Annotated in this window: 19 protein-coding genes; 5 read left to right on the top strand and 14 right to left on the bottom strand. The window is 67.1% G+C overall.

Annotated features, from left to right (window positions below):
• Positions 1-22: 22 nt before the first annotated feature.
• The 3 genes from ACN22W_RS36300 to ACN22W_RS36290 form a co-directional block, all read right to left on the bottom strand.
• Positions 23-1177 carry a PDDEXK nuclease domain-containing protein gene (locus ACN22W_RS36300; protein ID WP_419690730.1) on the bottom strand — a complete coding sequence of 385 codons (1155 nt, stop codon included), beginning with the start codon at positions 1175-1177 and terminating at the stop codon, positions 23-25.
• Positions 1177-1455: an HU family DNA-binding protein gene (locus tag ACN22W_RS36295; protein WP_419689942.1), complete on the bottom strand. Its 279-nt coding sequence runs from the start codon at positions 1453-1455 to the stop codon at positions 1177-1179. Before ACN22W_RS36295 ends, ACN22W_RS36300 begins: the two co-directional genes overlap by 1 nt.
• Positions 1456-1762: 307 nt before the next feature.
• The gene (locus ACN22W_RS36290; protein WP_419689941.1) at positions 1763-3130 is read right to left on the bottom strand and encodes a tyrosine-type recombinase/integrase; all 1368 of its coding nucleotides are present in this window, start codon (positions 3128-3130) and stop codon (positions 1763-1765) included.
• 300 nt (positions 3131-3430) lie between these two features.
• Between ACN22W_RS36290 and msrB the strand changes: the two genes are divergently transcribed.
• From msrB to ACN22W_RS36270, 4 genes are all read left to right on the top strand, one after another.
• A complete protein-coding gene (gene msrB / locus ACN22W_RS36285; protein ID WP_129517512.1) occupies positions 3431-3961 on the top strand; it encodes a peptide-methionine (R)-S-oxide reductase MsrB in 531 nt (176 codons plus the stop codon).
• A gap of 35 nt (positions 3962-3996) precedes the next feature.
• Complete coding sequence (locus ACN22W_RS36280) at positions 3997-5835, top strand: cytochrome c biogenesis protein DipZ (RefSeq protein WP_419689940.1); 1839 nt, start codon at positions 3997-3999, stop codon at positions 5833-5835.
• 60 nt (positions 5836-5895) lie between these two features.
• Positions 5896-6639, top strand: coding sequence for a peptide-methionine (S)-S-oxide reductase MsrA (gene msrA, locus ACN22W_RS36275; RefSeq protein ID WP_419689939.1), 744 nt, complete (start codon positions 5896-5898; stop codon positions 6637-6639).
• A 211-nt stretch (positions 6640-6850) separates the two neighbouring features.
• Positions 6851-7966 carry a Rieske 2Fe-2S domain-containing protein gene (locus ACN22W_RS36270; protein WP_419689938.1) on the top strand — a complete coding sequence of 372 codons (1116 nt, stop codon included), beginning with the start codon at positions 6851-6853 and terminating at the stop codon, positions 7964-7966.
• 34 nt (positions 7967-8000) lie between these two features.
• On the opposite strand, the gene ACN22W_RS36265 is transcribed toward ACN22W_RS36270, so the two are convergent.
• The 8 genes from ACN22W_RS36265 to ACN22W_RS36230 all read right to left on the bottom strand — a co-directional run bounded on the left by ACN22W_RS36265 (position 8001) and on the right by ACN22W_RS36230 (position 18524).
• Positions 8001-8390 carry a cytidine deaminase gene (locus ACN22W_RS36265; protein WP_419689937.1) on the bottom strand — a complete coding sequence of 130 codons (390 nt, stop codon included), beginning with the start codon at positions 8388-8390 and terminating at the stop codon, positions 8001-8003.
• 116 nt (positions 8391-8506) lie between these two features.
• Positions 8507-9823 (bottom strand): thymidine phosphorylase, encoded by a 1317-nt coding sequence (deoA, locus tag ACN22W_RS36260; RefSeq protein WP_419689936.1) that lies wholly within the window; start codon positions 9821-9823, stop codon positions 8507-8509.
• A gap of 39 nt (positions 9824-9862) precedes the next feature.
• Positions 9863-11137, bottom strand: a complete 1275-nt coding sequence (locus ACN22W_RS36255) for a NupC/NupG family nucleoside CNT transporter (RefSeq protein ID WP_193103033.1) — start codon at positions 11135-11137, stop codon at positions 9863-9865.
• 153 nt (positions 11138-11290) lie between these two features.
• Positions 11291-12748 (bottom strand): dihydropyrimidinase, encoded by a 1458-nt coding sequence (hydA, locus tag ACN22W_RS36250; protein ID WP_048246245.1) that lies wholly within the window; start codon positions 12746-12748, stop codon positions 11291-11293.
• Positions 12749-12800: 52 nt separating this feature from the next.
• Entirely contained in the window at positions 12801-14309 is a 1509-nt protein-coding gene (locus ACN22W_RS36245; protein ID WP_419689935.1) for an NCS1 family nucleobase:cation symporter-1, read from the bottom strand.
• Between the two features lie 100 nt (positions 14310-14409).
• Positions 14410-15720 carry an NAD-dependent dihydropyrimidine dehydrogenase subunit PreA gene (preA, locus tag ACN22W_RS36240; RefSeq protein ID WP_419689934.1) on the bottom strand — a complete coding sequence of 437 codons (1311 nt, stop codon included), beginning with the start codon at positions 15718-15720 and terminating at the stop codon, positions 14410-14412.
• A 58-nt stretch (positions 15721-15778) separates the two neighbouring features.
• Positions 15779-17116 (bottom strand): NAD(P)-dependent oxidoreductase, encoded by a 1338-nt coding sequence (locus ACN22W_RS36235; protein ID WP_419689933.1) that lies wholly within the window; start codon positions 17114-17116, stop codon positions 15779-15781.
• A gap of 127 nt (positions 17117-17243) precedes the next feature.
• Entirely contained in the window at positions 17244-18524 is a 1281-nt protein-coding gene (locus ACN22W_RS36230) for a Zn-dependent hydrolase (protein ID WP_129517523.1), read from the bottom strand.
• A 366-nt stretch (positions 18525-18890) separates the two neighbouring features.
• On the opposite strand from ACN22W_RS36230, the gene ACN22W_RS36225 reads away from it, so the two are divergent.
• Entirely contained in the window at positions 18891-19583 is a 693-nt protein-coding gene (locus ACN22W_RS36225; RefSeq protein ID WP_193103039.1) for a TetR/AcrR family transcriptional regulator, read from the top strand.
• Positions 19584-19683: 100 nt separating this feature from the next.
• On the opposite strand, the gene ACN22W_RS36220 is transcribed toward ACN22W_RS36225, so the two are convergent.
• The 3 genes from ACN22W_RS36220 to ACN22W_RS36210 are packed head-to-tail and all read right to left on the bottom strand — an operon-like array spanning position 19684 to position 23341.
• Positions 19684-20874, bottom strand: coding sequence for an acetyl-CoA C-acetyltransferase (locus ACN22W_RS36220; protein ID WP_419689932.1), 1191 nt, complete (start codon positions 20872-20874; stop codon positions 19684-19686).
• Between the two features lie 18 nt (positions 20875-20892).
• Positions 20893-21660, bottom strand: coding sequence for a 3-hydroxyacyl-CoA dehydrogenase (locus ACN22W_RS36215; RefSeq protein ID WP_419689931.1), 768 nt, complete (start codon positions 21658-21660; stop codon positions 20893-20895).
• A 13-nt stretch (positions 21661-21673) separates the two neighbouring features.
• The gene (locus ACN22W_RS36210) at positions 21674-23341 is read right to left on the bottom strand and encodes an acyl-CoA synthetase (RefSeq protein WP_419689930.1); all 1668 of its coding nucleotides are present in this window, start codon (positions 23339-23341) and stop codon (positions 21674-21676) included.
• Between the last annotated feature and the right edge of the window lie 128 nt (positions 23342-23469).

Here is a 23469-nt window from a genome sequence, read left to right as displayed (position 1 = left end):
CGCGTTGTTCTGGACGTCAGGTTCAGTCGACGCGGCCACGTCGCTCGAGTTCAGTCCTGGTGCGCTCCAATTCCCTCGCAAACGTCGCTTCATCCGGTAACACGGTCTGATACTCGGCCGCGAGCACCTTGTTCGGCAGGTTGTCCAACGCGTAATGGGCCTCCGCAGCCCCCTTCTCTGCACACAAGATCAGCCCAACTGGGGGATTTTCCCCTGGCTTCATCCAGTGCTCGCGAGCGTAATTCAGATAGAGGTGCATCTGCCCAGCGTCCGCATAGCTGAAGCGACCTACCTTAAGATCGATAATGAGCAGGCATCGCAGCCGGCGATGAAAGAACACCAAGTCGACACGGAACCACGTGTCATCGATCCGCAAGCGCCGCTGTCGGCCGATGAAAGCAAAGTCGTCGCCGAGCTCTAGCAGAAAGTCGGCAAGGTGCTCGATCAGTGCCCCCTCGAGATCCGACTCCGAGTACTCGTCCTTCATATCGAGAAACTCAAGGACGAACGGATCGCGGATCGCCTCCTCGGGGGTGAGTAGCTCACCCGGTTGCGGTTCAGCGGCTTTTCCGAGCAGCTTTGCCTTGTGGCGGGACAACGCCAGCCGCTCGTACAACTGGCTGCTCACCTGGCGGTCGAGCTGGCGCACAGACCAACCTTCACGCAGCGCTTCAGTTTCATAGAAATCGCGCGCCGCGGTCGATTTCACGGAAAGCAGTCGCACATAGGCTGACCACGGTAACGGAAACGCCTGCGCGACAGTACCGAGGTCAAGCGACGGGGCTGCGGGCCGTGCACCAGATGATCGCTTGGCCGATTTTGCAGACGGTGTCGGGACAATTTGAGGCGCCGTCGATTGTGCAGACACCGTCTGCACAATCCGATCAGCTGGCCAAGTTAGATAGAAAGCGCGCATCTGCGCTAGGTTGCGCCAGCCAAAGCCGCGGCCGAATCGCTGTGACAAATCAGCACCCAAGCGCCGGATTACGGCCTCGCCGTAGGCCGCCCTTTCGTCGCCGCCCTGCTCGAACAGTACTATCCGCCGCCCAATTTCCCAATACGTCGCCGTCATTAACGCATTGATGCTGCGGGCGGCAGCTGCGCGGCTGGATGCAACCACCTCGGCAATTTCGCGATGCAGGCCCGCATAGGCGGCTGGTTCGACCTCGCGCGGCATCACGACGCGTTCACCACGTCCTTAAAAGCCTTGCCGGCCGTAAACTTCACCGTATTGGCCGCAGCGATCTCGATCTCCGCCCCGGTCGTCGGATTGCGGCCAGTCCGGGCCGCCCGCTGTCCCTGCGAGAACGCCCCAAAACCGATGAGTTGCACCGCCTCGCCGCGGCTCACGGCCTCCGTGATTACGTCCAGCACCGCCTGGACCACCTTGCCCGCCTCGCTCTTGCTCACGCCAGCATCAGCGGCCACGGCATCGATGAGTTCCTGCTTATTCATAATTGCTCCTGCTAAGCCAGTCAAAGCCGCACCCTACCGCATACCAGGGCGAACAAGCAAACCATGGGGTCACCACGGTGCTGCCGCGCTCACGCTGACACCGGACGTGTTCCGCGAGAGAAAAAGGGCCATTACCGATTTCAACCATCTCCGTGGCCCTGCGATCACCGTCACTCCACGTTGGCAGCCGGCTAGATCCGCGAGAATTCGCCAAATAAATATGACCCCAAATTTATATAACCGTGATAACTCGTATTATCAGGGTTACATCTTTCCCCTTCCCTCTCCGGAGGTGGAGTCGCTCCGATTACGGCGCAAACAGAAAACGTACGTTTTCCGTATCCGTGCCAAGCAATACCGACAGACGATCCCCCCATCGCCGCCATGCATCGCGCATCTGCGCGTCATAATCAAACTGTAGATAGATTCGATCGAGCGGATCATTGCGCGCGTGGTTCAGGCATCGATGCACAATGCTTTCTGAAATGCCCAACGACTGCATCATCGTTGCACATGTCCGACGTAAGTCATGACATTTCCATTGACCACCCGGGACAATGAGCGCATCGGTTGCCCTCGTGCGGCCTTCGGTCGGCGCATCCTTCGGGCGTTGCCGATCACGGATCGCCCCGCAGGTCGTATGGATGCTGACGTGTGGCAGTTTGCCCTTTTCCGACGGGAACACATATTCGCGGCGTGCGTCACCTTCCGGTACGCCGGCACGCACCACTTGCTGAGCTGCAAATTGTGCGAGGACAAAATCGGACAGGTGAATCGTGATCGCCGCATTCGACTTCGTATGTTCCTTTGGAATGGTCCACGTCCGTGCCTTGAAGTCAAGATCGGCCCATCGCGTCAGGACTGTTTCGCCGACGCGTGTTCCGCAAGCGAGCATCACCCAGACCGCTGACACAATGGAGCGTGGAAGCCGAGCGGCCGGAATCAGTTCACCGAGCGCGCAGATTTCGTCATCCGTAAGTGTCCGATTACGCTCGTTGTCACGCACCGGGTCGTAATCACCTGAAACGACATCCTCTTTCGTAAGTGCGAGCACATCGCAATCGATCAACAAGCGCTTCCACGGCTGATTACGCCCGCCCCACCGAATCATTTGTTGGATGGTTACCAACATCTCGACCGCTTGCCGGTTGCACCCCACATCGGAAATCGCGGTAAGCAACGGCAGAACGTTCGACGCAAACACGCCTGCGATCCTGTGCGCACGAATGGTCGGCAGCACGTGCTTCTCCATCGCACCTCGAAGCGACTTACCGCCATCCTTTCGGCCTTTCTTTCCGCGTTTCGTGTTGATCGTCGCGAACCACGCATCGAATAAGTCGCCGAACGTGAGGTCCGCCGTCACCGCTTGTTCAACCGTGGCAAGGCGTTCGCGCTTCTTCGCTTCGAGATAGTCCACACCGTCGCGCGCCTGTGAACGAATCGTCTCAGCCGCTGCGCGCGCATCCTCTAGCGATAACTGCGCATCGGTTGTCGAGCGCGCCCACGTCTTGCCGAGCGGCTTATCGCGTTGCTTGCCATTGATACTGACACGAACAAACCAAGTTTTCCCGCCGGCCGCCCCCACGCGCAGGAACAGTCCCCGCCCATCCGACAGGAAATACCGCTTTCCGGTCGCCTTCGCAGCTTCGATTTGCCTGACCGTCAATGCACCCATGATCGCCCTCCATCGATATCGTGACCCGATCGGCCCGCGCATCCTAAGCAGAGCCTACCCCACGCCACGAACACTAAAAAGACACTAAAAAGTTGCGGCTCGTGCGGGATTTCCGCGGAAGTGGGCAGACCACGAATTTCCCGCAAACCCTTGTCAGGCTGGGCTCTGACGGGTTTCTGCGGAACTGACCGGAACACCCGGAAAGTAATCACAATTCATTTAACTTTCCGTGAGGACTTGGACACCGGCCTCTGCCTACGATGGGCGCATATTTTCAGGACCTGCTTCCAGGAGCCCATCATGCCCACCCGCAGACACCTGCTGTTCGCCGGCGCCACCGGCCTCGCCGCGCTCGCGACCCTGTCGTCCGTCGGCCGCCGCGCGCTGGTCGGCCGCGCATTCGCCGCGCCGCCCGCCACCCCGCAGCCGGCCGCCCCTTTCGAGGTCACGCTCAGCGACGCCGAATGGCATCGCCGGCTCACGCCCGCCCAGTACTCGATCCTGCGCGAAGCCGGCACCGAGCGGCCGTACAGCAGCCCGTTGAACGACGAGCACCGGCACGGCACGTTCGCGTGCGCGGGCTGCAGCCTCGCGCTGTTCTCGTCGGCCACCAAGTTCGACAGCCACACCGGCTGGCCGAGCTTCTGGAAACCGCTCGACCACGCGGTCGATACCAACGCCGACGCGTCGTTCGGGATGGTCCGCACCGAAGTGCATTGCCACCGCTGCGGCGGCCATCTCGGCCACGTGTTCGACGACGGCCCGCAGCCGACCGGCCTGCGCTACTGCATGAACGGCCTCGCGCTCACTTTCCACACGACCGCCGCCTGATCCGGCCCCACTCTCGACCGACTGGAGAACGCACCATGCTGCTCATCGTCCTTGCCTATCTCGGCGGCGTGCTCACGATCCTGAGCCCGTGCATCCTGCCCGTGCTGCCATTCGTGTTCGCGCGCGCCGACCAGCCGTTCGTGCGCACCGGCCTGCCGCTGCTGGCCGGCATGGCGCTGACGTTCGCCGTCGTCGCGACGCTCGCGGCCGTCGGCGGCGGCTGGGTCGCCCAGGCCAACCAGGCCGGCCGCTGGATCGCCATCGTGCTGCTCGCGGTGTTCGGCCTGACGCTGCTGATGCCGCGCTTCGCGGAACACCTGACGCGCCCGCTCGTCGCCGCCGGCAACCGGCTCACCGGCTTCGCGCAACGCGACGGCCGCCCGGCCGGCCCCGCGTCGTCGCTGCTGCTCGGCGTCGCCACGGGCCTGCTGTGGGCACCGTGCGCGGGCCCGATCCTCGGCCTCGTGCTGACCGGCGCGGCGCTGCGCGGCGCGAGCGTCGGCACGACGCTGCTGCTCGTCGCGTATGCGGCCGGCGCGGCAACGTCGCTCGGCGTCGCGCTCGTGATCGGCGGCAAGGTGTTCGCCGCGATGAAGCGCTCGCTCGGCGCCGGCGAATGGATCCGGCGCGGGATCGGCGCGGCGCTGCTGGCCGGTACCGGCGCGATCGCGCTCGGCCTCGATACCGGCGCGCTCGCGCAACTGTCGACCGTCACGACGGGTGGGCTCGAGACGAAGCTCGTCGATCGGCTCGGCGGGCGCTCGAACGGCGCGGCGACGGCCGCAACGGGCAACGCGGCCGCCAATACAAGCGGCGGCGCGATGATGGCCGCGACTGCCGATGGCGCGCAGGCCGGCGGCGCGATGATGCGCGTGGCCGACGCGAAACCGTCCGCGCTGCCCGTCGAAGGCACGCTGCCGTCGCTCGACGGTGCCGTGCAATGGCTGAACTCGCCGCCGCTGACGGCGGCCGGCCTGCGCGGCAAGGTCGTGCTCGTCGATTTCTGGACGTATTCGTGCATCAACTGCCTGCGCACGCTGCCGTACACGACCGCGTGGGCACGCAAGTACGCGCCGTACGGGCTCGTCGTGATCGGCGTGCACGCGCCGGAGTTCGCGTTCGAACGCGACATCGGCAACGTGAAGAAGGCCGTGCACGACCTCGGCATCGACTTCCCGGTCGCGATCGACAACAGCTATTCGATCTGGCGCGCGTTCGGCAACGAATACTGGCCCGCGCACTACTTCATCGACGCACAGGGGCGCATCCGCCATCACCACTTCGGCGAAGGAGAATACGCGCAGTCGGAACGCGCGATCCAGTCGCTGCTCGCCGAAGCCGGCCATCCGGAAGCGCTGAACGTGCCGCTCGGCCTGGCCGGTGCGCCCGCGAGCGGCGCGCTCGCGGCAGCGGACACCGCGGATGTCCGCTCGCCCGAAACCTATGTCGGTTATGCGCGCGCTGAAGACTTCACGTCGCCGGGCGGCGTCGTGCGCGATACGGCGCACCGCTACGACGCGCCGGCCCGCCCCGACCTCAACGACTGGGGCCTCGCCGGCACGTGGCAGGTCGGCGCCGAACGCGCGTCACTCGCCGCGCCGGACGGCCGGATCGTCTACCGCTTCCATGCGCGCGACCTGCACCTCGTGCTCGGCCCGGGCGCGAACGGCCAGCCCGTGCGCTTTCGCGTGACGCTCGACGGCGCGGCGCCCGGTGCCGCGCACGGCGCCGACGTCGACGCGCAGGGCTACGGCACCGTCACCGGGCAGCGCCTGTACCAGCTCGTCCGGCAGCCCGGCGCGATCGCCGACCGCACGTTCGCGATCGAGTTTCTCGATCGCGGGGTCGATGCGTACGCATTCACTTTCGGTTGAACCCAGGCGCCGCCGCGATCCGGCCACCGTCTTCGCCAACGCATTCAGAAGGAGCACACGATGAACCCGACACCCACCCGAGATTCCGCGTCGCGACGGCGCGCAGCGATGCTGCGCCGCATCGGCGCCATCGCCGTCGCGGCCGCCGCCGTGTTCGGCTTCCAGCGCGTCGTCAATTCCGCCGAGCCGATGCGCACCGTGCCCGCGCCGACGCTCGACGAAACGCCCGGCGCGGCGCACGACGAAACGGCCGTGCTCGCCGGCGGCTGCTTCTGGGGCGTACAGGGCGTGTTCGAGCACGTGAAGGGCGTGAAGCAGGTCACGGCCGGTTATGCGGGCGGCGCATCCGAAACCGCGCACTACACGCTCGTCGGCTCGGGGCTGACGGGGCACGCGGAATCGGTTCGCATCGTCTACGACCCGACGCAGGTCACGTACGGCCGGCTGCTGCAGGTGTTCTTCTCGGTCGTGCACGACCCGACCGAACTCAACCGTCAGGGCCCCGACGACGGGCCGCAGTACCGGTCCGCGATCTTCCCGACCACCGCGCAGCAACGCGCGGTCGCGACCGCGTACATCGCCCAGCTTGGTGCCGCGCATGTGTTTCCGGCGCCCGTCGTCACGCGCGTCGAGGCGTACAAGGGGTTCTATCCGGCCGAGGCCTATCACCAGAACTACCTCGAGCTGCATCCCGACGCGCCGTATATCGCGTTCAACGACCTGCCGAAGGTCGCCGGGCTGAAGCAGCACTTCCCGGCGCTGTACCGCACGAACGCGGTGCTGTGGAGCGACACCGGCTCGTGATCCTCAAGCGGCCGCATGATGCGGTGCCGCGCGGCCAGCGCGCGCGCCGCCCTGCGGCCCGGTTTGCGCCGCATCAACGAAACACCTGCCGCCGTGCCGGGGCAAACCCGCATCGCGTCCGCCGTACCGGGCAACTTCGCGTAGACTTCTTGAGATCCCCGCCGCCACGATGCGGCGTTCGGAACAATCGCCCAGCCAGGAGGCGTCACGCATGCGCGCAGTGCCTTTGCCTGACAGCAACACCCTCGAGGAGCCATCCACCGGCGCGGTCGTGCGCGACCTGCGCCGCGTGCCCATTCACCCCGATCACTGGTATCCGCTTGCGTGGTCGCGCGAGCTGAAGCACGGCAAGACGCTCGGCGTGCGCTTCGCCGGCGATCCGATCGTGCTCGTGCGCACCGAATCGGGCGCCGTGTACGCGCTCGAAGATCGTTGCGCACACCGCCAGGTGCCGCTGCACGCAGGGGTCGTGAGCGGCGAAACGCTGCGCTGCTGTTATCACGGCTGGACCTACGCGTGCGACAGCGGCCGCTGCGTCGACGTGCCCTACCTCGGCCGCGAGCGTTTGCCCAACGGCGTGCGCGCGTATCCGTGCCGCGAAGCGCACGGGCTGATCTTCGTGTTTCCGGGCGACGCGACGCTCGCCGACCAGCGGCCGTTCCCCGCGCTCGAATCGGCGGACGACCGCGCGTACAAGACCCGCCGCTTCGGCCGCGAGGTCAAGTGCCACTACTCGTTCATGCACGAGAACCTGATGGATATGAACCATCAGTTCCTGCATCGCAAGCAAATGGGGCAGATGCGAGCGCGTTCGGTGGGCCGTCGCCGCGGCGACGACTGGGTCGAGGTCGACTATACGTTCGTGCGGATGGAAGGCAAGCAGCCGGTCGGCGAAGCGCTCGTGTTCGGCGCGAGCAAGAAGCCAGCCGACCAGTCCGACAAGAGCGTGATGACGGTGCGCACCATCTACCCGTACCAGACGCTGCAGATCCGTTCGAGCGAAGGCACGCTCGTGATGGATCTGTGGATCGTCTACGTGCCGCTCGACGCCGAGCAACGCACCAACCGCACGTTCGGACTGCTGTCGATCCACAAGCCCGGCATCCCGTTCGCGCTCGATCTCGCGTGGCCACTGCTCGTCTGGTTCACCGAGCGCATCTTCCGCGAGGATCGCTGGATCGTCGAGCGCGAGCAGGAAGCGCACGATCGCCAGGGCGCCGACTGGAACCACGAAGTGTTTCCGGTCATCAACGAGCTGCGCGACCTGCTGCGCCAGTGCGGTGCGCGCACCGTGATCCCGATCCGCGAAGCGCGCGACGGCGCTTGATCCTTACATCGCATGCTCGCCGCGGCGCGCGCCGTTACAACCGGAACGCGCCCGGCAGCAACGTATCTGCCGTCGTGACGTCAACTGCTCCTTTCAGGTTGCTCAGGATCACTTCCATGTCGGGCGTGCCGATCTCGATGATCACCTGACGGCACGCGCCGCACGGCGCGATCGGGCCGTCGGTGTCGCCGACGACCGCGAGGCGCGCGAAGTCCCCCGGACGATAGCCGGCGGCGATGGCCGAAAACATCGCCGTGCGTTCCGCGCAGTTGCACAATCCGTACGACGCGTTCTCCACGTTGCAGCCGCGAAAAATCGTCCCGTCGTGCGCCTGCAGCGCCGCGCCGACCTTGAAGCGCGAATACGGCGCATACGCGCGTTCGCGCGCCGCCTTGGCCTGTTCGATCAGTTCGTTTCGTTCCATCGCGATGGTGCCTCCGGTAGTGGGTTGGGATGCATCGCCGCCGCCGCATTCCGGTGCGCACGATACTCCCTTGATGTAAAGCGGCCACCGATACCCGCACACTCCCCCGTGCAGGCTCAGCCGATCTGCTGGTGAATGGTCGGCGGCGCGGCGCCCGTCTCGCCGAGCACGTAGCTGCGCTGAACCGCGTCCACCGCGTGCGCCGCGGTGTCGGCGTCACGGGCATGCACATAGCCGAGCGGTTGACCTGCGTCGACGCGCTGCCCGATCTCCGCGAGCGCGGAAAGTCCGACCCGTGTGTCGATCGCATCTTCCGCGCGCATGCGGCCGCCGCCGAGCGCCACGACCGCCAGCCCAAGCGCGCGGCAATCGACATGCCGCACCACGCCGCTCGCACGCGACGGCACCGGCACGATCACCGCCGCCCGCGCAAGATGCCGCCACGGCACATCGATCAGGTCCGCGGGACCGCCGAGCGCCACGACCATTCTCGCGAAACGTTCCGCCGCCGCGCCCGAATCGAGCGAGTGCTGCAGCATCGCCCGCGCCTGCGCGGTATCGCGTGCCAGCCCGCCGGTGACGAGCAACTGCGCCGCGAGCGCCATCGTGACTTCGTGCAGGCGGGCCGGACGCGACTTGCCCGTCAGGTAGTCGATCGCACACGCCACTTCGAGCGCATTGCCCGCGCACGGCGCGAGCGACTGGTTCATGTCGGTGAGGATCGCGGTCGTCTTCATGCCGGCGCCGTTGCCGACGTCGACGATACTGCGCGCCAGTTCCGCCGATTTCTCGACGGTCGGCATGAACGCACCGGAGCCGACCTTGACGTCCATCACGAGCCCGTCGAGCCCAGCCGCGAGCTTCTTCGACAGGATCGACGCGGTGATCATCGCGACCGACTCGACGGTTGCCGTCACGTCGCGAATCGCATAGATGCGCTTGTCGGCCGGCGCCAGCCGCGCGGTCTGCCCGATGATCGCGACGCCCACGTCGCGCACCGTGCGGCGAAACACCGCCGTATCGGGCATCACGTCGTAGCCGGGAATCGCGCTGAGCTTGTCGAGCGTGCCGCCGGTATGGCCGAGCCCGCGCCCCGAGATCATCGGCACGTAGCCGCCGCATGCGGCCACCATCGGCCCGAGCATCAGCGACACCACATCGCCGACGCCACCGGTCGAATGCTTGTCGATCACCGGCCCGTCGAGATCGAGCGCGCGCCAGTCGAGCACGTCGCCCGAATCGCGCTGCGCGATCGTCAGCGCGACGCGCTCGTCGACGCTCAGGTCGTTGAAGTACACGGCCATCGCGAACGCCGCGACCTGGCCCTCGGTGACGCTGCCGTCGGTCACGCCGCGCACGAACGCGGTTATCCCTGCGTGATCGAGCGGCTGCCGGTTGCGCTTCTTGCGGATGAATTCCTGCGGTAGAAACATCGTTGCATCTCCTCGATCGGTCGGTGGCTGCTGCACGGTTCAATGCAGGGAGAAGAACAGGCCGGCAATCGCCGCGCTCATCAGGTTCGACAGCGTCGCGGCCGTCAGCGCGCGCAAGCCGTGCCGCGCAACCTCCGAACGACGCTCGGGCGCGACCGCGCTGAAGCCGCCCGCGAGAATCGCGATCGACGAGAAGTTCGCGAAGCCGCACAGCGCGAACGACACGATCGCGAGCGTCTTCGGGTCGAGCACCTGCAGGCCGGCCGCCGCGACGTGCTCGCTGCCCTTCAGGTAGGGCGACAGGTCGCCGTATGCGACGAACTCGTTGAAGATCAGTTTCTCGCCGATGAAGTTGCCGGCCAGCGCCGCGTCGTGCCATGGCACACCGATGATCCACGCCAGCGGAGCGAACAGGTGGCCGAGAATGCCCAGCAGCGTGATCTGCGGAAAACCCGCGAACGCGGCCACGCCGCCGACGATGAGGTTCATCAGCGCGATGAGCCCCACGAACGCGATCAGCATCGCGCCGACGTTGATCGCGATCCTTAGGCCGACCGACGCGCCGGACGCTGCTGCCTCGATCACGTTGGCGGCTCGCTTGTCGTCGAAATCGAGACCGTCGACCACGACGCGGCTCGGCTCGACGGTCGGAAACAGCAGCTTGCCGAACAGCAGCCCGCCCGGCACCGCCATGAACGACGCGGCGAGCAGATATTCCATCTTCACGCCGAGGCCCGCGTAGCCGACCAGCACCGAGCCCGCGACCGACGCCATGCCGCTCGCCATCACCGTGAAGATCTCGGCGCTCGTCATGTTCCGCACGAACGGCTTCACGAGCGCGGGCATCTCGCTCTGCCCGAGAAAGATCGTCGCGACGGCCGAGCACGCCTCGATCCGGCTCACGCCGAGCACTTTCGCGAGCCCGGCGCCGAGAATCGCGACGAGCCACTTCATCACGCCGATGTAGTACAGCACCGCGATCAGCGCGGTGACGAAGATGATCATCGGCAGCACGCGCAGGCCGAACACGAAGCCGCCGTCGCCGAACAGCTGGAACATCCGGCTGTCGACCAGCCCGCCGAACACGAACGAGATACCGTGATTGCCCATGTCGAGCACGCGATTGACGCCGTTCGCGGCCGCCGCCAATGCCGCGCGGCCCGACGGCACGAACAGCACCAGCGCGCCGATCGCGAGCTGCGTGAGCAGCGCGGCGATCATGGTCCGGCCGCTTACCGCGCGCCGGTTGTTCGACAGCAGGTAAGCCACCAACAGCAGGAACGACATGCCCAGGAGACTGCGCAGAATATCCACCTTGTGCTCCTTTCTCTCAATGTTATTGATCTTGTCCGGCACGCGGCCCGGAACGCTCTTGCGACGCTGTCGGTGGATATTACTCGTTCGGCGCGCTCAAATGCGTGCGGGGCGTGCCGCTCGAACCGGCACGCCCCGCAAGACACACGCCGTTCAACCCGCCCGCTCGACCGGATGCGGTTCGCGCAACCGGTTCGCGATGCGCGCCGCCTCGTAGTAGCCGGCCGCCGGCGGCCGCTTCAGATAACGGCCCGCGCCGCGCACCGCACGCAGGTCGCCGTCGGCCCACGCAAGCGCACCGCGCGTGAGCGTGTGCGTCGCGACGCCCTGGACGGTCATCCCCTCGAACACGTTGAAGTCGACCTGCTGGTGATGGGTCTTCACCGAGATCGTCTTCGTCGCGGCCGGGTCCCACACGACGAGATCGGCATCGGCGCCCACCTGCACGGCGCCCTTGCGCGGATACAGGTTGAAGATCTGCGCGGCGTTCGTCGACGTGATCCGCACGAACTCGTTCGGCGTGATGCGGCCGTGATTCACGCCGTGATGCCACAGCACCGACATGCGATCCTCGACGCCGCCGCAGCCGTTCGGGATCTTCGTGAAATCGTCGCGGCCCATCGCCTTCTGCGACGCGCAGAACACGCAGTGGTCGGTCGCCGTCGTATGCAGCTGCCCCGACTGCAGCCCGCGCCACAGCGCCTCGCGATGCTCGGCCGAGCGGAACGGCGGGCTCATCACGTGTGCGGCCGCACGCGTCCAGTCCGGGTCGCGATAGACCGCCTCGTCGATCACGAGGTGGCCCGGCAGCACCTCGCCGAATACGCGCAGCCCTTCGCTGCGCGCGCGCGTAATCACGTCGACCGCGTCCTTCGCCGACACGTGCACGATATACACGGGCACGCCGAGCACCTGTGCGATGCGGATCGCGCGGTTCGCGGCCTCGCCCTCGACCTCCGGCGGGCGCGACAGCGGATGCGCCTCCGGCCCCGTCATCCCGCGCGCGAGCAACGCCTTTTGCAGCTGGAACACGAGCTCGCCGTTCTCCGCGTGCACGGTCGGCAGCGCGCCGAGTTCGAGCGAACGCGTGAAGCTGTTCACGAGCACCTCGTCGTCGGCCATGATCGCGTTCTTGTACGCCATGAAGTGCTTGAAGCTCGACACGCCGTGCTCGCGCACCAGCGTGCCCATGTCGCGGTGCACGCTCTCGTCCCACCACGTCACCGCCACATGGAAGCCGTAATCGGCCGCCGCCTTCTCGGCCCAGCCGCGCCATGCGTGGAATGCGTCCATCAGCGGCTGCTTCGGGCTCGGGATCACGAAATCGATGATGCTCGTCGTGCCGCCCGACAGCCCGGCGGCCGTGCCCGAATAGAAATCGTCGCTCGCGGTCGTGCCCATGAACGGCAGTTCCATGTGCGTATGCGGATCGATGCCGCCCGGCATCACGTACTGGTCGTGCGCATCGACGACGGTCGCGCCGGCCGGCGCGTCGATCGTCTCGGCGATCTGCAGGATCGTGCCGCCGTCCTGCGGGTCGGCGCAGAGCACGTCCGCGCGATAGGAGCGGTCCGCATCGACCACGGTGCCGCCACGAATCAGGATTGCCATGGGGTTGCCTCCTCGTTGACTGTCGGGTGCCGCATGCGGCGGGCTGCGCACATCATGCGCTCGCGATCTGCGCGCGCGGTCCGGCGCGCCACTTCATCCAGGTGCCGTACACGCCCGACGCCAGCACGAGGCCGACGAACCACGCGTACGTGTAAAGCGTGTTGAAGAACGCCGGCACGTTCGGGAACGACGCCGGAAATGCGGTGTGCAGGAAACCGGGCAGGTTCGGCAGCACGCCGACCGCGAGCGCCACCAGCGCGGCCGGGTTCCAGCCGCGCGCATAGCTGAAGCCGCCGCGTTCGTCGAACAGCGCGCGCGTGTCGAGCTGCGTGCCGCGTATCAGGAAGTAGTCGACCATCAGGATGCCCGCGACGGGCCCGAGCAGCGCCGAATAACCGACGAGCCAGGTGAAGATATAACCGTCCGTCGTCGCGAGGATCTTCCACGGCATCATCACGATCGCGATCGTCGCGGTGATCATCCCGCCCGTGCGGTACGAGATGGCCTTCGGCCACAGGCTCGAGAAGTCGTACGCGGGGCCGACGAGATTCGCGGCGAGGTTGCAGCACATCGTGTCGAGCGTGAGGATCACCAGCGCGATGCCCACGCCGATGCCCGTCATCCGGCTCGTCAGGTCGATCGGATCCCAGATCGCGTTGCCGTAGATCACGACGGTCGCCGACGTCACGACCACCGATACCACCGACAGCAGCGCCATCGGCAGCGGCAACCCGATCGACTGCCCGATCATCTGGTCGCGCTGCGAGTGCGCGAAGCGCGTGAAATCGGGAATGTTCAGCGCGAGCGTCGCCCAGAAGCCGACCATTGCGGTCAGGCCCGGCCAGAAGGTCGCCCAGAACAGCCCGGCCTTCTTGCCGCCCGCCGCGAACTGCGACGGCGCCGACAGCATCGAGCCGAACCCGCCCGCCTTCGACGTCGCCCACCACACGAGTGCGACGCACATCACGACCTTGATCGGCGCGGACCAGCTCTCGAGCCAGCGAATCGAATCGGTGCCGTGCAGGATGAAGTAGATCTGCAGCGCCCAGAACACGAGGAAGCACGCGAGCTGCCCGAACGAGATGCCGACGACCGGCAACGCCGCGCCGTGCAGCGCGTTGCCGGTCAGGATGTTCAGCAGCGTGTAGATCGCGCTGCCGCCGAGCCAGGTCTGGATGCCGTACCAGCCGCACGCGACGATCGCGCGCAACAGCGCGGGCAGCTTCGCGCCCTGCGTGCCGAACGACGCGCGCACGAGCACCGCGTACGGAATCCCGTGTTTCGCACCCGCATGGCCGATCAGCAGCATCGGCACGAGCACGATCAGGTTGCCGAGCAGCACGGTCATCACGGCCTGCCACGGCGACATGCCTTCCTGGATCAGCCCGGCCGCGAGCATGTACGACGCGATGTTCATCACCATCCCGACCCACAGCGCCGCGAAGTGATACCACTTCCACGTGCGCTGCGCCGGCGTCGTCGGCGCGAGGTCGTCGTTGTACAGGCTGCCGCCCGGCGCCGCGGCGCTGTCGGGATCGGCGAGGTTCGCTGCGGGTTTCATCGATCGCACTCCACGTAAACGTCAGCGCCGGCATCGCGCGATGCCGGCCCAGGGGAACGAACAACGGCGGCGCCGGATCTCCCGCGCCGCCGGATGCAGGTCAAGCCGCCTTCGCGTGTTTCTCGGGTGCTCCTGCCGGGCCTGCCCCCGCATCGGCGCTCGCCGGGTTGTTCGGATGCGTGGTCCAGTTCGCGTAGTCGCCCGAGTCGACGCGCTCCATCGTGATGCATTGCTCGACCGGACACACATGCATGCAAAGATTGCACCCGACGCATTCCGAGTCGATCACTTCGAAATGACGCACGCCGTCCTTCTCGCGCGTGATCGCCTGGTGCGACGTGTCCTCGCATGCGATATGGCACAGCCCGCACTGGATGCAGCGGTCCTGGTCGATGCGTGCCTTGATGTCGTATTTCAGGTTCAGGTATTTCCAGTCGGTCACGTTCGGCACCGCGCGGCCGCGCACGTCGTCGAGCGTCGCGTAGCCCTTCTCGTCCATCCAGTTCGACAGCCCGTCGGCGAGATCCGACACGATCCGGAAGCCGTAATGCATCGCCGCGGTGCACACCTGCACGCTGCCGGCGCCGAGCACCATGAATTCGGCCGCGTCGCGCCAGCTCGAAATGCCGCCGATGCCCGAGATCGGCAGGTTCGGCGTTTCCGGATCGCGCGCAATCTCCGCGACCATGTTCAGCGCGATCGGCTTGACCGCAGGGCCGCAATAACCGCCGTGCGTGCCCTTGCCGTCGACCATCGGCATCGGCGCCATGTGATCGAGATCGACCGCGACGATCGAGTTGATCGTGTTGATCAGCGACACGCCGTCCGCGCCGCCCTTGTACGCGGCGCGCGAGCCCATCCGGATGTCGCTGATGTTCGGTGTGAGCTTCACGAGACACGGCAGCTTCGTGCCTTCCTTCACCCAGCGCGTGACCATCTCGACGTATTCGGGCACCTGCCCGACCGCCGCGCCCATCCCGCGCTCGCTCATTCCGTGCGGGCAGCCGAAGTTCAGCTCGACCGCGTCGGCGCCCGTATCCTCGACGAGCGGCAGGATCCATTTCCAGTCGTGCTCGTTGCACGGCACCATCAGCGACACGATCAGCGCGCGGTCCGGCCAGTCGCGCTTCACTTGCGCGATCTCTCTCAGGTTCACGTCGAGCGGACGGTCGGTGATCAGCTCGATGTTGTTCAGCCCCGCGATGCGCTGGCCGTTCCACTGCACGGCGCCGTAGCGCGAACTGACGTTGACGACGTGCGGATCGAGTCCGAGCGTCTTCCAGACGACCCCGCCCCAGCCCGCCTCGAATGCACGGTTGACGTTGTAGGCCTTGTCGGTCGGCGGCGCGGACGCGAGCCAGAAGGGATTCGGCGAAGTGATGCCCGCGATGGTGCAGCGAAGGTCGGCCATGTTCGGCTCCGTGAGAGTGGGGTCGCTATCGTGGATGCGTGGATGCGTGCGTGTGCGCTTATGCGGCCTTCGCGTCGTGCTGCGCGAGCGCCGCGTCGATCGATGCAGCCGCGCGCTTGCCGTCCTGCACGGCCTGCACCGTCAGGTCGATGCCGTCCGTCGCCGCGCAGTCGCCGCCGGCCCACACGTCGGGCCATGCGGTGCGCCCGTCCGCGTCCACCGCGAAACGCGCGCCGTCCGCCGTCAGCAACTCGGCCGCGACGCCATCCGGCACCAGCGTCTGGCCGATCGCCTTCAGCACCATGTCTGCGTCGACGGTGAAGCGCTCGCCCGACGCCGCGTCGAATTCGACGCCCGTCACCTGCCCGTTCGTGCCCACCATGCGCACGGGCTTCGCGTGCGTGACGAGCGTGACGCCGCTCTTCTGCGCGAACTCGCGCTCGGCCCACGTCGCGCTCATCGCGTCCACGCCGCGCCGATAGACCATCGTCACGCGCTCGGCGCCGAGCTTGCGGCTCTGCACCGCCGCATCGATGGCCGTATTGCCGCCGCCGATCACGACCACGCGCCGCCCGACCGGCACGTTCTCGAGCCCGTCGGCCTGCCGCACCTGCTCGATGAAATCGACCGCGTTCATCACGCCGGCCAGTTGTTCGCCGTCGATCGCGAGCGCACGCACGCCGCCGAGACCCATCGCGAGAAACACCGCGTCGTGCTGCTCGCGCAGCGCGTCGAGCGTCACGTCGCGCCCGAGCGCCACGCCCGTTTCCAGCGTGATGCCGCCGACCGACAACAGCCACTCGACTTCGCGCTGCGCGAAATCGTCGACGGTCTTGTACGCGGCGATCCCGTATTCGTTGAGGCCACCGGCCTTCGGGCGTGCATCGAACAGCGTGACGCGGTGCCCGGCGAGCGCGAGCCGGTGCGCGCACGCGAGCCCGGCCGGCCCCGCGCCGACCACCGCGACATGGCGGCCCGTTTCGGGCGCGCGCCGGAAGTGCACCGCGCCGGTCTCCATCGCCCAGTCGGTCGCGTGCCGCTGCAGCGCGCCGATCGCGACGGGCTGCGAATCCTGGTGGTTGCGTACGCATGCGCCTTCACACAGGATCTCGGTCGGACACACACGCGCGCACATCCCGCCGAGCGGATTCGCGGACAGGATGTCGGTCGCGGCGCCCTTCAGGTTGCCGTTGCCGATCTTGCGGATGAAGCTCGGGATGTCGATCTGCGTCGGGCAGGCCTGCACGCATGGCGCGTCGTAGCAGTAGTGGCAGCGGCTCGCGGCGGCCGCTGCCGCGGTCGGATCAAGCAGCGGCGCGATATCCGCGAATTCGCACGAGAGTTGCGTGGACGACAGGCGATGCGCGGCGATATCGCCGGTTGGCTTGGTGGTCATACGCGTTCCTTCGACTGGGTGGAGACAAAGCCGTCCCCGCCGGCTGCAAATGCACAGTCGGGGCGGTCATGCTGAGAAATCCTGCGCTCGCGCGCTGTGCAGCCTGCCGGCTGCTACGGTCGATGCGTCATGAAGCCGGCTCGCATGCGCGCGACAACATCGCATGCAGCAGCACGTTCGCGCCGGCCTCGATCCACGCGGGCGTCGCGTCCTCGATCTCGTTGTGACTGATGCCGTCGACACACGGCACGAACACCATCGACGTCGGCGCGACCTGCGCGAGATAACACGCGTCATGCCCCGCGCCCGACACGATGTCGCGGTGCGAGTAGCCGAAGCGATCGGCCGCGCCACGCACGGCCTCCACGCAGGCCGGATCGAACGCGACGGGCTTGTAGTAGAAAATCTGCTCGAGTTCCGTCTCGAGCCCGATGTCGCCGGCGATGCGCGCGACACCGTCGCGCAGCGCGGCATCCATCTTCGCGAGCACGGCATCGTCCGGATGACGGAAATCGACAGTGAAGAACACGCGGCCGGGAATCACGTTGCGCGAGTTCGGGTGGACCTGCATCATGCCGACCGTCGCGCAGCCGAACGGTGCGTGATCGAGGCCGATCCGGTTGACGAGATCGACCACCCGCGACGCGCCGAGCAACGCATCGCGGCGGCGCGGCATCGGCGTCGGCCCCGCGTGCGCTTCCTGCCCGGTGAACGTGATCTCGTACCAGCGCTGCCCCTGCGCATCGGTCACGACGCCGATCGTCTTGCACTCCGCTTCGAGAATCGGCCCCTGCTCGATATGCAGTTCGAATGCCGCGTGCAGCTTGCGTCCGCCACACGGCACGTCGCCGGCGTAACCGATGCGCGCCAGCTCCTCGCCGATCGTCTTGCCGTCGACGTCCTTGCGCGACAGCCCGTATTCGAGCGGAAACACGCCGGCGAACACACCGGACGCGACCATCGCGGGCGCGAAGCGCGAGCCTTCCTCGTTGGTCCAGATCACGACCTCGACCGGATGCTCGGTCTCGATACCGTGATCGTTGAGACTACGAATCACCTCGAGGCCGCCGAGCACGCCGTAGATGCCGTCGAAGCGGCCGCCCGTCGGCTGCGAGTCCGCATGCGAGCCCGTGACGACCGGCGCCGCGTCGGCCACGCGGCCCGCGCGGCGCATGAACACGTTGCCCATCGTATCGACCGTCACCGTGCAGCCGGCCGCCTTCGCCCAGCCGACGATCAGGTCGCGGCCGGCCTTGTCGAGATCGGTCAGCGCGAGGCGGCACACGCCGCCCTTCGGCGTCGCGCCGATCTTCGCGACTTCCATCAGGCTGTCCCACAACCGCTTGCCGTCGATCTTGATCGACGGGTCGAAGACGGGCCGCTTCACTGCTTCCGATACCGCGTTCATTCGTATCGCTCCTGTGGGGTCGGTGATGTCGTCAGCCCGGTCTGTGCCGGTGCGTGCCATGCCTGCTTCAGGGGCAAACCCGCCCATGTGCGGTGCATGTCCCGGTCGTTCGCGAAGTTCGTCCGACGAATCGGCGGAAGGGTTAACGTTGCCTTCCGCCGCTCGTCGAATCCTGTCCGATTGGACAGGTTTTAGACGATCAAAATGACCAAAGCAATGTCTTTCTTGCGTGGATCGATAGAGCGAGAAACGTGCCATCGCAACGCAGCATCGCTGCGGATGCGTCGGGTCCGCACGCGTGCGTTCGACGCGGATCAGCGGCTAGAATGAAGCCCAACGCGGCATGCCCGCCGCGCGAGGGCAACGATGAGACATGACGAGGCGGCAGCCGAAGCGACCGGCCGTGACGAAACGACCGCGCCATTGCGGCGACGCAAGGCGCACATCCGCGAGTCCAACGAAGCGCATCTGCTCGCCTGTGCGGAGGCCGTGTTCGCGGAGCGCGGGCTCGACGGCGCGAGTACCGCGATGATCGCGGAGCGCGCCGGCCTGCCGAAGGCGAATCTGCATTACTACTTCCCGACGAAGCTCGCGCTGTACCGCCGCGTGCTCGACGACCTGTTCGAGGAATGGCATCACGCGGCCGGCTCGTTCGAGGCCGACGACGATCCGGTGGAAGCGATCGGCGGCTACGTGCGCGCGAAGATGGCGCTGTCGCGGCGGCGCCCGCTCGGCTCGAAGGTCTGGGCCAACGAGATCATCCAGGGCGCGGAGCACATGCAGGACATCCTGTCGCAACGCGTGAAGCCGTGGTTTGACACGCGCGTGAAGGTGATCGACGGCTGGATCGCGCGCGGGCTGCTCGCGCCGATCGACGCGCATGCGCTGATGTACCTGATCTGGGCGACCACGCAGCACTACGCGGATTTCGATGCGCAGATCCGCGCGCTGAGCGGCAAGCGCGCATTCACGCAGAAGGCGTTCGACGAGAAGACCGAGCAGGTCGTGCAGTTCGTGATTCGTGCGTGCGGCGCCGTGTCGCCGCACGCGAAGCGCTAACGCAGCCACACGATCCGGCGCAAACAAAACGGGCGACGGGCCATGCGCAGGGGCTCCCTGCGCGATACCCGTCGCCCGTATCGCAGTGTGTGTGCCAGCGTTACGCGATACGCTCGATCGCGATGGCCGTCGCCTCGCCGCCGCCGATGCACAGCGACGCGACACCGCGCTTCAGGCCGTACGTTTCGAGCGCGGCCAGCAGCGTCACCATCACGCGCGCACCCGATGCACCGATCGGATGGCCGAGCGCGCACGCGCCGCCGTGTACGTTGACCTTCTCGTGCGGCAGGTCGAGATCGCGCATCGCGGCCATCGGCACCACCGCGAACGCTTCGTTGATCTCGAACAGGTCGACGTCGCGCAGGTTCCAGCCGGTTTTCTCCGACAGCTTGCGCAGCGCGCCGATCGGCGCGGTCGCGAACAGGCCCGGCTTGTCCGCGTGAGTCGAATGCCCGACGATCACGGCCTTCGGCGTGAGGCCGAGGCGCTCGGCTTCCGAGCGGCGCATCATCACGAGTGCGGCCGCACCGTCCGAGATCGACGACGCATTGGCTGCCGTCACGGTGCCGCCGTCGCGGAATGCCGGTTTCAGCGTCGGGATCTTGTCGAGTTTCGCCTTGCCCGGCTGCTCGTCGATCGACACGATGGCTTCGGTCTTGCCTGCCTTCACGGTCACCGGCGCGATCTCCGACATGAAGTGCCCTTCCGCGATCGCGCGTTGCGCGCGCGTCAGCGACGCGATCGCGAACGCATCCTGTGCTTCGCGCGTGAACTGGTAGGCCTGCGCGCAGTCCTCGGCGAACGTGCCCATCAGGCGGCCTTTTTCATACGCGTCCTCGAGCCCGTCGAGGAACATGTGGTCGAGCACCTGGCCGTGACCCATACGCATCCCCGCGCGCGCCTTCGGCAGCAGGTACGGCGCATTCGTCATGCTCTCCATCCCGCCCGCGACGGCCACGCCCGCCGACCCCGCCAGCAGCAGGTCGTGCGCGAACATCGCGGCTTTCATCCCCGAGCCGCACATCTTGTTGACCGTGGTCGCGCCCGCCGCGAGCGGCAGCCCGGCCTTCAGCGCGGCCTGCCGCGCCGGCGCCTGGCCCTGCCCGGCCGGCAGCACGCAGCCGAACACGATTTCATCGATGCGCTCGGCCGGCACGTTCGCGCGCTCGAGCGCCGCGCGAATGGCTACCGCGCCGAGCTCGCTCGCGCTCGCGGCCGCCAGGTCGCCCTGAAAACCGCCCATCGGCGTACGCGCCATACCAACGATTACGATCGGATCCTGAGTCGTCATGATTCGCTTCCTCCAGTGTCAGCGCGGTGCCATGCGCAACGCGCCATCGAGACGGATGACCTCGCCGTTCAGCATCGTGTTCTCGGCGATGTGGCGCACCAGCGCCGCAAATTCTTCCGGGCGGCCAAGCCGCGGCGGGAACGGCACGCTCTTGCCGAGCGCGTCCTGCACGTCCTGCGGCATGCCGGCCATCATCGGCGTCGCGAAGATGCCGGGCGCGACCGTCACGACGCGGATGCCGAACCGCGCGAGTTCGCGCGCGATCGGCAGCGTCATGCCCACCACGCCGCTCTTCGACGCCGCATACGCGGCCTGCCCGATCTGCCCGTCGAACGCCGCGACCGACGCGGTGTTGACGATCACGCCGCGCTCGCCTTCCGCATCGGCGTCCTGCTTCGACATCGCTTCGGCGGCCAGCCGGATCATGTTGAACGTGCCGACGAGATTGATCGACACCGCGCGCGCGAAACGATCGAGCGAATGCGGGCCGTCGCGGCCGACGACCTTCTCGCCCGGCGCGACGCCCGCGCAGTTGACGAGCGCGTCGATGCGGCCGAACGCGTCGCGTGCAGCGGCGACGGCCGCCTGGCCATCGGCTTCGCTCGTCACGTCGGTCTTCACGAAGCGCGCGGATTCGCCGAGCTCATGCGCGAGGCTCGCGCCGGCATCGTCATTGACGTCCAGCAGTACCGCCTTGCCGCCTTCCGCGACGACCATGCGCGCCACCGCGGCGCCGAGGCCCGAACCGGCGCCCGTAATCAGAAAAACGCGATCCTTGATATTCATTAGCAATCCGTATTCAGGGTTGAGCGGCCTTCTTGGCTTCCATCTTGCGCAACACGAAGCGCTGGATCTTGCCGCTCGGGGTTTTCGGCAGCGCGTCGACGAAGTCGATCGCGCGCGGATACGCGTGAGCGGACAGCCGCCGCTTCACGTGCAGGCTCAGTTCCTCGGCCAGCGCCGGCGTGTCGTCGAAGCCCTTCGACAGCACGACGAACGCCTTCACGATCTCCGTGCGCTCCGGATCGGGCACGCCGATGACGGCGGCCTCGCTGACGGCCGGATGCTCGATCAGCGCGCTTTCCACGTCGAACGGCCCGATCCGGTAGCCGGACGACGTGATCACGTCGTCCGCGCGGCCGATGAAGCTCACGGTGCCGTCCGGCTCCAGCTCGACGTTGTCGCCGGTGCGGTAGTAGCCGTCCGCGATCGCCGGCGTGTCCTGCTGCCAGTAACCGTGGAACCACAGCAGCGGCGAGCGCGCGATGTCGATCGCGAGGTTGCCGGGCTCGCCGGGGCCGAGCTCGCGGCTCGCGTCGTCGAGCACCGCGACGCGATAGCCCGGCATCGCGAAACCGGCCGATCCCGGATGGACGACGTGCGCGAGGCCGTGATGGTTGTTCACGACCATCCCGAGTTCGGTCTGGCCGTAGTGATCGTAGATCGGCGCGCCGAGCGCCGCGTCGAACCAGCGCACGACTTCCGGATTCAGCGGTTCGCCCGCGCTGCTGACCACGCGCAGCTTGCCCTTCACGCGCGCCGCCGCTTCCGTACCGGCCGCCATCAGCATCCGGAACGCGGTCGGCGAACCGGCGAGGCTCGTGATCCCGAGCCGTTCGATCACGTCGTACGTGCTGTCGACCGTGAAGCCGCCCTCGTGGAGCGTCGTCGCATGGCCGAGCAACAGCGGGCCCGTGATCGCGTAATAGAGGCCGTACGCCCAGCCCGGATCGGCGATGTTCCAGAACCGGTCGCCGTCGCGCAGGTCGACCGCCTCGCGCATGTAGGCGCCGAACGCGAGCAGCGCGCGCAGCGGCACCGGCACGCCCTTCGGCAAGCCCGTCGTGCCGGACGTCGACATCATCATGAACAGGTCCGTGCCCTTGCGCGGCACCGGTTCGAACGTGTCGGACTGCGCGTCGAGCGCCGCGCGGAAATCGATGTCTCGGGCCGGCAGCGCGTCGCCCGATTCGCGCACCGTCGCGACGGGCGGGCACGCGGCGATCTCGTCGAGCTTGGCGCGATTCGCGACGTTGGTCACGACCAGGCGCGCGTCGCTCATCCGCAGCCGGTGCTCGATCGCCTTCGGGCCGAACGCGGTGAACAGCGGCTGATAGACGGCACCCGCGCGCCACGTGCCGAGGATCGTCGCGACAAGCTCGGGCGTGCGCGGCAACAGGCCGGCCACCACGTCGCCCGGCTTCACGCCCTGCGCGACGAGCAGGTTGGCGACGCGGGCCGACAGCGCCTGCATCTGCGCGAACGTGAAGCTGTGGTGCTGCCCGCCCGCATCGATCCAGTCGAGCGCGATCGCGTCCGCCGATGCGTGCCGGTCGCAGCATTCGACGCACGCGTTCAGGCCACGCTCCAGGTCGCCGTGCAGCTGGGTCGCGGCGGTCTCGATACTGAACCGGGCCACGGCGTCGGCGTAGGCCGGCACCGCCCGGGCGGTTGCTCCATCAGGCATGCGTGTCTCCTGTGCGTTATGGCCGCCGGCGAGCCGGGGGCGCGACGGGGGATACATCGATAGTAGACAGCCGTGACATTGCAATCAATGACAAACAGAATCTAGAATCGTGATCGCTTTTGCCATGT

The sequence above is a fragment of the Burkholderia theae genome (assembly GCF_048565265.1).
Taxonomy (GTDB): domain Bacteria; phylum Pseudomonadota; class Gammaproteobacteria; order Burkholderiales; family Burkholderiaceae; genus Burkholderia; species Burkholderia theae.
The sequence above is the reverse complement of the archived record's forward strand: the minus strand, read 5'-3'. Positions and strand labels throughout refer to the sequence as shown.

Bases quoted from the DNA above. Each gene is read 5' to 3' on its own strand.
- ACN22W_RS36270 (WP_419689938.1), top strand. From the start codon at position 6,851: ATGCGCGCAGTGCCTTTGCCTGACAGCAACACCCTCGAGGAGCCATCC.
- ACN22W_RS36230 (WP_129517523.1), bottom strand. From the start codon at position 18,524: ATGAACGCGGTATCGGAAGCAGTGAAGCGGCCCGTCTTCGACCCGTCG.
- ACN22W_RS36215 (WP_419689931.1), bottom strand. From the start codon at position 21,660: ATGAATATCAAGGATCGCGTTTTTCTGATTACGGGCGCCGGTTCGGGC.
- ACN22W_RS36290 (WP_419689941.1), bottom strand. From the start codon at position 3,130: ATGGGTGCATTGACGGTCAGGCAAATCGAAGCTGCGAAGGCGACCGGA.
- ACN22W_RS36235 (WP_419689933.1), bottom strand. From the start codon at position 17,116: ATGACCACCAAGCCAACCGGCGATATCGCCGCGCATCGCCTGTCGTCC.
- ACN22W_RS36225 (WP_193103039.1), top strand. From the start codon at position 18,891: ATGAGACATGACGAGGCGGCAGCCGAAGCGACCGGCCGTGACGAAACG.
- ACN22W_RS36245 (WP_419689935.1), bottom strand. From the start codon at position 14,309: ATGAAACCCGCAGCGAACCTCGCCGATCCCGACAGCGCCGCGGCGCCG.
- msrA (WP_419689939.1), top strand. From the start codon at position 5,896: ATGAACCCGACACCCACCCGAGATTCCGCGTCGCGACGGCGCGCAGCG.
- preA (WP_419689934.1), bottom strand. From the start codon at position 15,720: ATGGCCGACCTTCGCTGCACCATCGCGGGCATCACTTCGCCGAATCCC.
- ACN22W_RS36295 (WP_419689942.1), bottom strand. From the start codon at position 1,455: ATGAATAAGCAGGAACTCATCGATGCCGTGGCCGCTGATGCTGGCGTG.
- ACN22W_RS36265 (WP_419689937.1), bottom strand. From the start codon at position 8,390: ATGGAACGAAACGAACTGATCGAACAGGCCAAGGCGGCGCGCGAACGC.
- hydA (WP_048246245.1), bottom strand. From the start codon at position 12,748: ATGGCAATCCTGATTCGTGGCGGCACCGTGGTCGATGCGGACCGCTCC.
- ACN22W_RS36280 (WP_419689940.1), top strand. From the start codon at position 3,997: ATGCTGCTCATCGTCCTTGCCTATCTCGGCGGCGTGCTCACGATCCTG.
- ACN22W_RS36210 (WP_419689930.1), bottom strand. From the start codon at position 23,341: ATGCCTGATGGAGCAACCGCCCGGGCGGTGCCGGCCTACGCCGACGCC.
- msrB (WP_129517512.1), top strand. From the start codon at position 3,431: ATGCCCACCCGCAGACACCTGCTGTTCGCCGGCGCCACCGGCCTCGCC.
- ACN22W_RS36220 (WP_419689932.1), bottom strand. From the start codon at position 20,874: ATGACGACTCAGGATCCGATCGTAATCGTTGGTATGGCGCGTACGCCG.
- ACN22W_RS36300 (WP_419690730.1), bottom strand. From the start codon at position 1,177: ATGCCGCGCGAGGTCGAACCAGCCGCCTATGCGGGCCTGCATCGCGAA.
- deoA (WP_419689936.1), bottom strand. From the start codon at position 9,823: ATGTTTCTACCGCAGGAATTCATCCGCAAGAAGCGCAACCGGCAGCCG.